The organism is Aeromonas dhakensis, assembly GCF_002285935.1.
Taxonomy (GTDB): Bacteria; Pseudomonadota; Gammaproteobacteria; order Enterobacterales; family Aeromonadaceae; genus Aeromonas; species Aeromonas dhakensis.
In genome coordinates this window covers 4,509,952-4,522,606 of sequence record NZ_CP023141.1, presented here as the reverse complement: position 1 = coordinate 4,522,606, position 12,655 = coordinate 4,509,952, and the positions used below count along the sequence as shown (strand labels likewise).

Sequence of the window (12,655 nt, the reverse complement as noted above, 5' to 3'; positions counted from 1 at the left end):
AAGTAATTTACGCGGCTAAAAGACTCTCAGCCAATGAAAGACTTACATTCTCGATACTTACTGGCGTCCAGGTATAATTTTTTTAGATGGAGGTACTGATGGATTTTAATACTATAAGTAATAATTCAATGCTATTAATAACTGCTGGTGCTAGTGTAGTTAGCTCATTACTTGGGGCAGTAATTGGTGGTCGAATGACAAGAAACGCGACAATGGAAGCAACACGAATCGCCAGCGATAATCAGCAGGCAATGATTCAGCAAGCTAACGAAGACGTGCTTGTTGGTTTCATATGGTCAATACATGATGAAATCGAAAGCATATACAACAGGTATAACAATACCGTTGGCACTATGCTTCGTTCTGTTCCTACTGGTGAGGCTTTGCCTGTTAAATATAGAACAGAGTATGATTATTTTCCTGTATACCACAGCAACAGCGCTCTAGTCGGAAAAGTAAAGAATCATGAACTTAGGTCTAGTATTATAAATGTCTACACGATTGCTAAAGGCATGTTAGATTCATACTCCATCTATTGGGATTTGATGACAGAACATGATGATGCCATTAAGAAACAGATTAATGAAGACACTCCAATAAATGCTTTTTATTCTCAAAATCTAGCTAAACAATTAATAGATTATACACTGGAACTTAAACATATTGATGCAGAGCTATGTGCATGCATTACGGCCCTGCTCACTAACATTAAATCATCTTACAATAGGTAATGCTTTTTGGGTGTGACTAGTCACATCCAAAAAAACGATTAGCAGAAAAAATAAAGTAATATCTTTATGATGGCAACTTCACAAAATAATGACGTCCTTATAACCTATTGCCTGTTAATGTACTCATTATGTGATTTTGTAGCTTGAGCCATAAACTCAAGTGCATATGTAATCGATAAACAATTGTCTTAAAAGGAATAGTCTTCATCTTCTCTGCATTGCTCTTGCTGTTCATATGGTTCAGCGTCTGCGTATATGGAGAGTGCAGCAAGTTAGTAAGCAATACCTTTATCTCAAGCTCTATCTCCATATCAAAACGCAACATCTTCTCTATGCTATGCTGTTCACTAGTGTTTACCTTAGTAAGATATTCAAGCCATGTTGTACTGATTTGGTTTGGGACTTCATCAAGCATATTAATGTCTTTAGTTGCTTGGACTAATAACGATTGCCCTTTCTTAGAGCCATATGTTTCAAACGCTGTTAGCGCATCTATATGCTCACCTTGCAGTACTAAGTCACCTAATAAATCTGCATATTCGTGAGCTACATCTATAAGCTCTGTTTGCATTACTGCGAAATAGATAGCCTGTAACTTCTTGTACTCTGGATACACGCTTGTGAGCACGTAGAAGATGTAACCTGCTACATACGCCAGCAACAAGTCCACCCCTGCCGATGCAAGCGCTGCCGCACCATTGAATGGCTCCAGCATGTGGTCCCACACAAGCGCATTGATCGCAACGATGACAACGCACAGGACAACCGACACAGTAAGCCAGGTAGACGTTAAGCTGAACACACCTCTTACAGTGCGCCGCATCGTGTAGAAAAGCATAGAGACACTCCTAGGTTGCGGTGATGGTATCACGCTGCTTGGATTGGCACATAGAGGTAAGGGGCGTACCTCAGAAATAATTCGCGGGGCAGCTAAAAGAGCGAACGCGCAGTCGTTTCTATAGCAAACCAATTTTTGAATTTCATTTCCCCATTTGCACTTGCTGCTTAAATATTGTGCTCCTATTAAAGGGCATGTCCTTTTTGCTCTGCAAGAAATGCAAGGTTTCCTTATTATAATAAGCTTTCCTTGCATTTCTTGCAGCAGCTAATAACAAGGCGAGTATTCGCCACATCACTCCAAACAATAACAATAATAATGGAGGCGTCATGACGCAAAAAAGAGCTAGAGTCCAACTAGCCATCAAACACAAAGATGTCACTTTATATACTGACCTGCTTGTTAAAGCACTAGAAGCAAATGGCATTGATCCTACCCTCTACCTGCTAGCCATTGCATTCCAAGCTGAACGTTTCGCTACATACAAGCGAGCTCATATTGAGCTAATGACTGATGGCGACATGATCACCCAACCGGGCGATAAAGGTCAGCCTCGTAAGATTCAAAGCCCACTTGTTCATGTTCGTGATCGAGCATTTAAAGACTTGCAAGATGGCCTTAAAGAGTTCGGCCTTACCCCTAAATCCAAATCTGCTATCCAAGCTGAATCGCCTAGTGCCAATGAAGCACGGATGGATCTAATAAAGGCACTTACTCAGCTCCCTACATTAGACGGGGGCGAATATGATCTGTAATACAAACAAAACAAACCGGACTCGCTTAACCTACGAGCAGTGGAACCAAGTTGATTACAAAGAGCTAGCTTTAGACCCTTCAAAGTTCAGCATGTACGGCGTTAACTTTGATGCTTACAACTTTGACTTAGCTGAAGACGAGCAAGACCCTAGATGGGTTCATCAGTACTGTTATGAAGCACTGACTAAGTATAAAGATGAAACGTGCTTGAACGTGAAGCTTGCTTGTGTGCGCCACATCATTGATATGCAGCGTGCAAAAACAGATGGCTCCAAATACACCTACAGCCCAATGCACGCTTTTAAAGCAATTGATTTCTACAAGTTCCTTTCTCACGTTAAAGCAACTAGCGGCACGTTTAAGCTTTTGCCTTGGCAGCAATTCATTGTGGGTTCCATTTTCGGATGGGTGCAAAAGACCCCAGTGCAAGGCAAGTACCTGAGACGCTTCCGTGACGCTAACGTGTTCGTATCCCGTAAGAACGGTAAGAGTACCTTAGCCTGTGGTATTGCTCTCTATATGCTGCTAGCAGACGGTGAGGTGGGTGCGGATGTGTTCACCACTGGCCCATCAGGCAAGCAAGCCAGGATCGTATTCGAAGACGCTAAGCAGATGCTCAAGAAGAGTGTCTTAGGCAAGTCCCTCGATCTCAAAATGAATAACGATGCCATCATCTGCGAGTCGCTGAATGCTAGGTTTGAGCCCAAGAACTCCATCGCGGATAACTTGGACGGTTTGAATAGCCATTTCGCCTGCGTCGATGAAGTGCACTCATTCAAAAATGCCGATGTTTATAACGTAATGAAGACAAGTATCGGCTCGCGATTAAATCCTCTCTTCTTTGTTATTTCTACAGCAGGCACAAACTTAGGTTGTATCGGTCATGAAGTCTTTATGGACTGCGAAAAGATACTAACTCAAGTAGCTAAGCCTGAGAGTTATGAAAGTACTTTCTGTGCTCTTTATACAATAGACAAAGGAGATAACTGGCTACACGAAACAGTCTGGCGCAAAGCTAACCCAAGCTTGCGGTCTGGTGCTCGTAAGATTGATGATTTGATTGAGCTAAGTAATACCTGCTTGCTACGTCCAAGCCAACAAGCCAACTTCTTCACGAAGTACTTGAATGTGTTTGTGCAAGGCTCCGATAAATGGCTATCTGCTCAGACCATAAAAGACTCAGCTGATTTCAAGCTGAAGATAGAAGACTACTTCAATACTAAAACAGATTGTTATATCGGTGTGGATATTGGTTTGAACTCGGATTTGAGTGCAATCTCTTATGTATTCCATGAAGGCAATACTTATCGCGTATTCACCAAGGCATTATTTCCACGTGAGGCACTAAGCGAACAAAGCATCAATAACCAGCAGGATTACATTAGATGGAGTAACGCTAAAGATGGAAGCTTTGAATTTACTGATGGCAGTACTTGTGATTTTGACGTGCTTTATGATGAGTTAAAGGATGCTTGTCGTTTGTTCAATGTAAAAACCATCGAAATGGATCCATGGAATGCTAACCAGCTCCATAGAGACCTAGCTAAGGTTGGCCTGCCTGCTAACCTGCGGCCACAAAGCAAAAGCAACTTGAACGAGCCTACTAAGTTCTTTGAACGCTTGATCATTGAAGGACAGCTAAAGCATAACGGCTCTGGTGTTATGGAGTGGTGCTTGCGCAATGCTTGTATCCAAGTAGACCGGAATGATTGTGTGTCCGTTGAGAAGGACAGTAAAGGATCTGAGTACAAGATTGACTGTGTAAAAGCGGCTATTACTGCTCTTGCTGGCTATGTGCATCGCGAAGATCAAAAAGTAAGTACTTGGGATACATTCAAACCAAGAGCTTTAGGTAAGAAGAAGCAATAACCACATGGGCTTGCTCTGTTGAGTTACTGCAAGAAATGCAAGGAAAGCTTATTATAATAAGGAAACCTTGCATTTCTTGCAGAGCAAAAGCAGCACTCGAAATGACATTAGCGCCATTTAGGCGCTTTTTTGTTGGCTCTATATAAATACTTGAAATAATTGTTGAGGTATTACTTGAAGATTTCATAAATAAAAGAGGCAGACAAAAGGAGATTTATATGTCAGATATCAAAACAGTCAAACTTTCCGTTCCAGTTATCCACGCAATGCAAGACCTGAAGTGCATGATGCTTGTTTGTACTAGGTCATGGCGAAGCTTACGTGGGTGTATAGGCGATGAGCGCATGATCCCAACCAACAAAACAAGTGAAGTGTTCACGCTACTACGCAGGCACAATATCGATTTGAAATGCGATCTTTATGCCATATACGATCCATTAGCTGACGTATCTGTAAGCTTACTGTTAGAGCACACTGGCACTGTAGCTGTCATGATATTAGGTAAAACAAAAAAAGATAGTCACTGCTATTTGAACTACAGCAATTTAGCTGGGTACTTTCCTGAAGAGATCATCCAGCATAAAGGCGAAAGCTTAATGGTAGTGTATGTGACAGCAGATTACCCTGAAGATCAACGTATCTTAGTAGCAGACTTGCCAGCATTTCTAACTGAAGAATACAGCTCAGTAGATAAACGCAGACGGAGAGTTAATAAGTTTTTGCGCCAAGTATCGTATGAGCTAGAGCAAGCCCACGATGAAATAGAACCATACAAAGCGCCGGAAGGTATGACACTGTTCGGTAATTACTCACAAATAAAGTACCTCAAAACGAAAAGAGGATCTTAAACACTTCTAAATGAAGTTGTTATAGTAGGCAAGGAGAACAACAATAAAATGCCCGAACAACTAAAACAAAAGGATTTGAAGCAATGGAGAGACACTAGGCTCGGTACAAACAACGTATGTCCTCTTTGCTCGCGCACAATAAAATCACCTGTGGCCGATCACAGCCATTTAGGTGAGCCGCATGAACACCACTTGCGATCTGTGCTCTGCTCTACCTGTAACACTACAGCGGGTTCTGTATGGAAGGTGCTAGTTCGCAGTGGGACAGTAAACGCGCTCAATAAAGAAGGTACAGTACAGTTTCTTGTTAACTTGGGTTCGTACTATAGCAAAGATTACAGCGCGGAAGACTACCATCCAAACAGGATAAAAGACGAAGTTAAGCGTTTCAAGCGCTTGAATAAAGATGAGCAGATAGAGCTGTTGGCTTCGCTTAATGTCGCCTTTTGCACGAAGCAAACAAAAGACAAGCTAGTTGAGCTCTACAAAGAGCACTTAGACCCTAAAGCTAAAAACAAACGAAAAAAATCTTGAAATTTAATGGTTATTTCAAGGGTTTTCTCAATCGTTTTTATAAATACATTTAGAAGATAAATCATTTAACGGAGATACTAAAATGGAACATAATGTAATGGCACTAGATACCAACGTTGAAGACCCAATCGTACAAATCAAAGAGTCCGAACTGAAGAGCATGAAACGGTTAGGCAAGATCAACTTCTGGATGCTCGTAGGCGTGTCAGCAGCGTTTGTCTTTAACGTATGGGCGCACTCGAACGACCCTGCACCATCAGCCAAGCGGATGACTGCCATCGAGGACAGTGTTGAGTTCCTGGCTAATGATGCTCACCAGTCAAAGCTGGCAGTGGATCAGCTAGCTAAGGTTGTGGACGCAGACCTCAACATGACTGCTCGTATCGTCAATCTCACCAACGAGCACCGTGACGCGATCATCGAGCTACAGCGCGGCGACATGCAACAATCCAAGTCGATCGTGACCCTAGCAGAGCACCAAGTTGAGCTTCTTCAGCGCGTCCGAAACGTGGAGTAACTGAAAAACTTCTGATGTACCTTAAACAAACCCGAAATAAATTGTTATAATAAAGTATAAGCCGTTACAGCTGGCTGTGACACTTTAGGGCGACCCGCCCGAACTTGCTTTCTCATTATAATGTCTCCGAATACTCTATGTTTGCCGCGAATTTAGGGCCCAAGCAATTGGGCTCTTTATTTGCTTGTCTCTGTACTTAATTACGTAGGATTTTTCGTGGAAAATTATAAATACATTTAAGCTAAAGGAGATTCACCATGTATGAACTAAAGAAAAAAGTAGGAAGAAAACCACAAGTAACTAAAGATATGGCAGCCGAGTTTAAGCGCCTTAACGATCTAGGCTACTCCATGGAAAGCATTGGCAAAACCCACCACCTAACACACGCAACAGTCTCAAGAGCTATTAAGCGCCTTAAAGAAGGGCTGTTTGATTAAGCAGAGACAAAAAAGCCCCAGTGCTGGAGAACACCGAGGCCAATAACATAATAACGAAGAGGAAGTAAGCGATATGTCAAAAGTATTTATCAAGAACATGCAGTTAGTTTCAAGAGTTTGGATGAATGGTTATTTCGAAAAGAAAGCAACCGATGAACAGTCCCTAGAGACCATCATCCAAAATGTAAAAGCAGGCACCTATAAACAAAACATTGAAGATTACCGCACTGCAAAGCAAGCAGAGCAAAACGCAGCTGAACTTGATGGCCGTGCTTCACACAAGATCCCAAAAGAGCAGTTTGTACCGAGCTTTATGCCGCACGGTTACATTCAAGATAAGAATGTACGCTTGCGTGATAGTAACGAAGTGTTTGATCATTCACGCTGGGAGCCCACAAGCTATGTGCACTTAGACTTAGATAACATTCCAGTAGGTGATTTCAAACGTGTAAAAGAAGCAATAGCAAGCACAAACCCAGTAGCAATATTTCAAAGCCCATCAGGCGATGGCATCAAGGTTTTCTATGTGCACAACATGCCTAGCATGAGCATTACACAGAAAGAAGACTTCACTAAAGCTGTTCGCTTCTTTGTTCGATCTACACTTGAGCGTTTGGACTTGGGCAACTACTACGATCCAGCAGCTTGTGACCCTAACAGACAATGTTACTTTAGCTATGATGCTAATGCTTTCTATCAACCTGAAAGCCAAAGTACAGTACAAGACTTAAACGCTGCTTTTAACGACTTGTACACAGCTAGAAAGAAGCTGAACGATCTAAGCAATGATATCAAGCAACTTTGCACAGTAAAGAAGAACGTAATCACCGATGAAGTAATCCAAGAACGTAATGCAGAAGTTGAAAGACGCCTTCAGCGTTACATGTTGAATTCCAATACTGGCGAAATGAGCTCGTTTGGCTTGGCTTGCTTCATGGTTAAAAGCGGAGTGCCTTACGTTGATATGCTGTCTTACTTAGAGCAACTTCGGATGGCCTTACGCGCAACGTGGAAGCCTGCTACCAAGATAGCAAATGCAGAAAAAGCAGTGCGTACCGAGCGTAACCGTTACGCTAGCGACATGATAGAAGTCGATTCAGGCATTGATACCGAGCGTTACAACGAGCTACGCGAAGAGATCGATGCACTTGAGAAGTACATTACAGCAGGCAAGAAGACTGTAAAACGGAAGTACAGCGACTTGAGCCTAGGCATTATCAGCACCGCCGAACGCACAGTTAACCTTACTCGCTTCGAGCATGAGTTCACCGAACAAGCCAAACGCATATACAGCGCATTGGATCGCTCCCGTTTGGTTACAGTGGTTGAGAACGCAGGCTCCGGCAAGTCCAAGACAATGGGCGAGCTTGCGAGGATGATCAACGAGGATATCAAAGGGCGGGACTCGGTATGGCATGGGATGCTGTTTTGCACCAATACCAGAGCGAACCGTGATGCGTTTGCTAAAGCGAACCCAATCTTCCAAGTGTGGAAAGGCACGTCGGAAATAGTGTTTGAAGTGACCCAGAGCAAAGCGGCTGTTATACGCTGCTCCGAGTACTACGCAGACGAGACGTTTGAGGGCTCCGTTGTGCGGCAGCTGCTTACTGACGGCATCATCACCGAGCAGCAGTTCAACGACATCCAGGTAAAGCTCAAAGACAACAGAGAGAAGATGAAAAAGCCATTCGTTACTTGCTGCCATGCAAAGGTGCAAGTGGGCGAAGCGATCAAGTCGTTCGCGGGCCATGTAGTCGTGTTTGATGAAATGGCAGCAGATGATGTGCAGTTTATTGACAGCACAGAAGTGGCATACAGCTTCGGCGGCCTAGTGGAATGCAAGGCACAGGATGCAGAGGCCGAAGAGGTCATTCAAGACTTCATGAAGGTAGTAGCCGCGCGTGAGGGCGGTGTGGTCATGCTGTCAGCGGAGAAGAGCTTGCTACGTGCATTTGGGCACAAGAGCACACCTAACCTGAAGATGAAACGGCTGTTCCCCGAGATCATACATTCCATGGAGCATTTAGGAGCACCTAAGGTACTCGAAGACGACAACCTATCTGTGGTGATCGTGAAGAGCTTAGCCAACGCACAAGGCGCTGATGCACGGGTCACAATGGCTGAGATGTTGCGTAAACATGGGTACTACGTCATTTCGGATGGTAAGGATGACAGCGACAAGCCTATTGGTGATGTAACCATTGAGGGTTGCAAGGGCAGTAACGACATGATGACCAAAAAGACAGCGGTGCTCTTGGGCTCACCTTGCCCAGAGGCTATAGGCGACATGATGATGCGCTTGGGCTGTGATGAAGAGACTGCCATTTCGGTAATCATATCGGATCAAGCTAACCAAGCCATCGGCCGCAACGTGGGCTATCGCAACAGAGGGGCGGAATGCTTGCTTGTAGTGGCAGCAAACAACCTCAGAAACGGCAAGACGCTGGAACTGGATATCCTCACCCCGCACGTTTACGACATCGCCTCCAAAGACAAGCTGGACAACGCGCCTAAAGCGATACAAGCCGCGTTTGGTGCAATGGTACAGAACGCTTTGTACAAAGCTGACGCTGTAGCAGCAGTAGCGATTGACGCTGTTAAGCAGCAAGGACATTTGGAGTCAAAAACAGTCAAAGAGCTCGTCCATGTGGAGTTTCAAAAGATTGGGACTGCAAAAAGTGACTTGCGCAATAACGGCTTAGTAACAGCGGTGTACGAAATCATGAAGGCAAGAGGGTTCATTACAAAAGTGAAGACTCATAACGGCAAAAGAAGTACTTGGTGGTACTTCGCATAACAAGTAAGCGCAGCCTTCGGGCTGCTTATAAGAGGAAGACAATAATGGCACTTACAATGGAAGAGATTCGGGCACGACTCCAACAAAAAAAAGGTGTATGGCATGAGCCTACGCCCATCGATGAAAACATAAAGCTATGGATGGATTACACTGAGTTTAGTGAATATAAAGACATAATGCGGAACCCAGAATATAAACGTAGTGCACCAGCATCTACTTTGTGGACGACTAGGGAACATGGGTCTCTATTGCAAGTTTTACTTCCTGCTTTTGGGTGTACGCAGATTGATGAAATGACATATGACGTTCCTCTCGACACAAATATAATCCCTCTAAAAACATCGTGTTATGGCATAAATGCAATGAACGTGTTTGTGGTGCAGATGGCGAATACGAGCTTTGAGGTTTGTACGTTTTATCGCGTTGATCTAAGCACCGATGCTGAAGAAATTGAGTATGGTGAGCCACTGGCCTTTTGTTGTGCCTGTAACATCGATGGTTATAACGGTGAGATTACAACAATACCAAAAGAGATTGTTCAGCTCAATGTTGGATCGGCTGAATGGGAATTCAGCCTGATGGCGCATGGAGGCTCAACATGGCAAGCATAACTTACGGAGACGGGCTTAGGCCCGTTGACTATAACGCTAATGGGTACTTATACGCTGGGATCGTTACTGTAAGCGGCAGACAAGCTTACAAAGTGGGATTCACTAAAGATCCCACCTTGCGGTATTGCAAATGCGAGAGAGCAAGCGACATGCTGTATCTCGTTATACAGGAGCAGCCTGCGGTATTCGATCAAATGAGCCCAGCTCAACTAACACGCTTCGAAAAGAAGATTCACTATAAGCTTAAAATGGTTTTGAACCAGCAACAGGTTAAGTCTATCCAGTACTTGATGTGGTCTTATGGATTTGAAGGCTATACCGAGTGTTATCCATTAACAGACAAAACAGCTGTTGAGATAAGCAGGGTAATAGGCGAAGTCCTAGAAGAAATGGATGGTCTAGTGGATAAAGCAAATTTAAGCAATACATTACACTAAACAAATACACACGAAAAACAGTGCAAAAACAGCTTAAAACAAGCATATTTTTGTTGTTTTTTGATGAAAAACAGCTGTTTTTCATGTGTATTTTGCCCTTTATGTTTTTGCTGGGCACTTACACGGAGAAAGTAAAAATGATCACAGTTATAAACTTACCTGCTGTTCAACGCAGCTCATACGGCTATATCTACTTTGCTAAGATTGACATGCTAGGCGAGTCCTTTACTAAGGTGGGATTTAGCCGCGATCCTGCCACTCGCTTTACTTCAAAAGCTGCAATGGAAGAGTTCAACGAGCTTAGCCCATTCGATGATATCTTGATTGAGTTCATGAATGTGATCCCAATGGAAGAGTGGATGTTTGAAGATGAGTATAGGCCGGAGTACTACGAGCAAAAGCTGCATGGTGCTCTTAGATATAGTGGCTTGCAGTACATACCGGATTTTGAGTTCAGTGGCATGTCGGAATGCTATTGCTTGAGCACCACGGACTATAAAGCTGCTATTGATTACCTGGAAGAGACATTGCAATGGCACTCACCACCTAATGGATGGGGTATTGATTATTAGTTGCGATTGTTACTGTCTGCAAGAAATGCAAGAAATGCAAGAAATGCAAGGAAAGCTTATTATAATAAGGAAACCTTGCATTTCTTGCAGCACGTAGTGAACTAAGTCCTATCTGGCTTCGGCTTATGTGCACAAACACAAGTCGCTTTTGAACTAGTTGTGCTTAACAACTACTGCAAGAAATGCAAGGAAAGCTTATTATAATAAGGAAACCTTGCATTTCTTGCAGCAACACAACACAGCAAACAACAACTCCAATCCCTTCTATTGCCCACAAGCAACACAAACGCCTCTCCTTGCGTCTCCGCGCTTTAAGCGCATAGCTATAGCAGTGCACTAACAAGCACGTATAAACGCGCATAGCGCATTACAGCAAGCGACAGCAGCACTTGCGCATTGCATTACTTTTACTGCATCCCCTGAATAATCCTTTTAATTTTGCTCCATAAATACAATTGAACTACTCAAGTACAACAAGGAGCAATAATGTTCGACTCACTCCCTATTATTGCAGGGAGCCTTGACATGACCAACTGCCAGATTACAAACGTAACTGGTATGCAAAAGAACATCACCCAAACAGGTAAGGTTTTAACTAGAGCAACTGGGACTCAACGCTATGAGTTCGAGATTGACATGTTTGCTATCGGCGAACGCAACGCAAAGCGGCTCGAAGCATTCTTAGCAAGTCATGTAGGCGTACCCTTCTATATCTCCCCTCCCCAATTATGGAGCTCAAGCAGAAATTGTACTTTAGGTGCTGATTTGAAAGTTGGCGCTAATACAATGAATGTTACAGGCTCAATCTTATATGGTGATTACTTCACCTTCATGAACTCCGGCAAATTGTACCAAGCAACAAGCTCAGTTTTAGGCTCTGGTAATGTTGACTTCACCCCTAAATGCCGATCCACGTTTAAAGCAAACGAAATCATTTCTATGAAGCCGCTAGTACTAGTGACTTTACTCGAAGGCAACACTACCTATAAGAGTGACGTTTATTGGAACGTTGAATACAGCTTTAAAGTATCGGAGGTATAATGAACGGCTATAAGATGCTTAAACCATTGTACGACCGAGATCCTAAAGTAAGAGCCTTTGTTGATGAAAAGAAAGCGGCGCATCCCTATTACTACAACAAGCCATTTACTGTAGCTGATATCTTACGTGCATATGATGAAATATATACGCTAGTAAAGATTGAGTTTAAAGGCTACCGGTTATGTATAACTAATAGCCCGTATAGCTCAATAACTTACGGTGGCGAAACGTACAATAACAATGGATGGCTTGAAGCTATCAAAGAGAATAAAGAAAGTATTGAACTCAATACTAAAGGTTGCAACATCGACTTGAAAGTGGATCTTGAACTATTCAAGAGCATCGTCAATTCAAAAAGCTACATAAGAGCACCCGTCTACGTCTATTACGCTTATATGGGCGTATCAGGTGTCGATGTACCGGATGCAGTCGTCCCTGTCTTTAAAGGATTTGTAGACAAGATAACAATGACTATGGATCGAAATACTGAGAAGTACGACAAGTTATCTATTGCTACCGTGAATTTACTCCAAGGTCTAGCTGAAACAACGTCAACAAAAACGGCGCACTCAACACATATAGCTGTGGTGCCAGGTGATAACTGCCTCATATATAGCTCAAGCACCGAAGCAGCCAAAAAACAAAAATGGACCAAAAAATAATAACA

Annotated in this window: 14 protein-coding genes; 13 read left to right on the top strand and 1 reads right to left on the bottom strand. The window is 43.2% G+C overall.

Annotated elements, in window-relative coordinates; translation table 11 throughout:
• The first annotated feature begins 98 nt into the window (after window positions 1–98).
• Window positions 99–731 (top strand): hypothetical protein, encoded by a 633-nt coding sequence (locus tag CK627_RS22740; protein ID WP_157737208.1) that lies wholly within the window; start codon window positions 99–101, stop codon window positions 729–731.
• A 97-nt stretch (window positions 732–828) separates the two neighbouring features.
• Here the strand turns inward: CK627_RS22740 and CK627_RS20870 are convergent, their stop codons facing one another.
• Entirely contained in the window at window positions 829–1,569 is a 741-nt protein-coding gene (locus tag CK627_RS20870; protein ID WP_095593279.1) for a hypothetical protein, read from the bottom strand.
• A gap of 329 nt (window positions 1,570–1,898) precedes the next feature.
• On the opposite strand from CK627_RS20870, the gene CK627_RS20865 reads away from it, so the two are divergent.
• The 12 genes from CK627_RS20865 to CK627_RS22720 all read left to right on the top strand — a co-directional run bounded on the left by CK627_RS20865 (window position 1,899) and on the right by CK627_RS22720 (window position 12,650).
• Window positions 1,899–2,324, top strand: coding sequence for a P27 family phage terminase small subunit (locus tag CK627_RS20865; protein ID WP_095593278.1), 426 nt, complete (start codon window positions 1,899–1,901; stop codon window positions 2,322–2,324).
• Window positions 2,314–4,194 carry a terminase large subunit gene (locus CK627_RS20860; RefSeq protein WP_095593277.1) on the top strand — a complete coding sequence of 627 codons (1,881 nt, stop codon included), beginning with the start codon at window positions 2,314–2,316 and terminating at the stop codon, window positions 4,192–4,194. Before CK627_RS20865 ends, CK627_RS20860 begins: the two co-directional genes overlap by 11 nt.
• Before the next feature lie 218 nt (window positions 4,195–4,412).
• A complete protein-coding gene (locus CK627_RS22735; protein WP_157737207.1) occupies window positions 4,413–5,042 on the top strand; it encodes a hypothetical protein in 630 nt (209 codons plus the stop codon).
• A gap of 48 nt (window positions 5,043–5,090) precedes the next feature.
• Entirely contained in the window at window positions 5,091–5,576 is a 486-nt protein-coding gene (locus CK627_RS20855) for an endonuclease domain-containing protein (protein WP_095593276.1), read from the top strand.
• A gap of 82 nt (window positions 5,577–5,658) precedes the next feature.
• Entirely contained in the window at window positions 5,659–6,093 is a 435-nt protein-coding gene (locus CK627_RS20850; protein ID WP_157737206.1) for a hypothetical protein, read from the top strand.
• A 257-nt stretch (window positions 6,094–6,350) separates the two neighbouring features.
• Window positions 6,351–6,530, top strand: a complete 180-nt coding sequence (locus CK627_RS22730) for a hypothetical protein (protein WP_157737205.1) — start codon at window positions 6,351–6,353, stop codon at window positions 6,528–6,530.
• A 73-nt stretch (window positions 6,531–6,603) separates the two neighbouring features.
• Window positions 6,604–9,327 carry a BT4734/BF3469 family protein gene (locus CK627_RS20845; RefSeq protein ID WP_095593274.1) on the top strand — a complete coding sequence of 908 codons (2,724 nt, stop codon included), beginning with the start codon at window positions 6,604–6,606 and terminating at the stop codon, window positions 9,325–9,327.
• A gap of 44 nt (window positions 9,328–9,371) precedes the next feature.
• Window positions 9,372–9,938, top strand: a complete 567-nt coding sequence (locus CK627_RS22725; protein ID WP_157737204.1) for a hypothetical protein — start codon at window positions 9,372–9,374, stop codon at window positions 9,936–9,938.
• On the top strand, window positions 9,926–10,375 hold the full coding sequence (locus CK627_RS20840; RefSeq protein WP_095593273.1) for a hypothetical protein: 450 nt from the start codon (window positions 9,926–9,928) through the stop codon (window positions 10,373–10,375). The genes CK627_RS22725 and CK627_RS20840 overlap by 13 nt, the downstream gene beginning before the upstream one ends.
• Before the next feature lie 20 nt (window positions 10,376–10,395).
• Window positions 10,396–10,947 carry a hypothetical protein gene (locus tag CK627_RS20835; RefSeq protein ID WP_157737203.1) on the top strand — a complete coding sequence of 184 codons (552 nt, stop codon included), beginning with the start codon at window positions 10,396–10,398 and terminating at the stop codon, window positions 10,945–10,947.
• 486 nt (window positions 10,948–11,433) lie between these two features.
• A complete protein-coding gene (locus CK627_RS20830) occupies window positions 11,434–11,988 on the top strand; it encodes a hypothetical protein (RefSeq protein ID WP_095593271.1) in 555 nt (184 codons plus the stop codon).
• On the top strand, window positions 11,988–12,650 hold the full coding sequence (locus CK627_RS22720; protein ID WP_157737202.1) for a hypothetical protein: 663 nt from the start codon (window positions 11,988–11,990) through the stop codon (window positions 12,648–12,650). The genes CK627_RS20830 and CK627_RS22720 overlap by 1 nt, the downstream gene beginning before the upstream one ends.
• The last annotated feature ends 5 nt before the right edge of the window (window positions 12,651–12,655 follow it).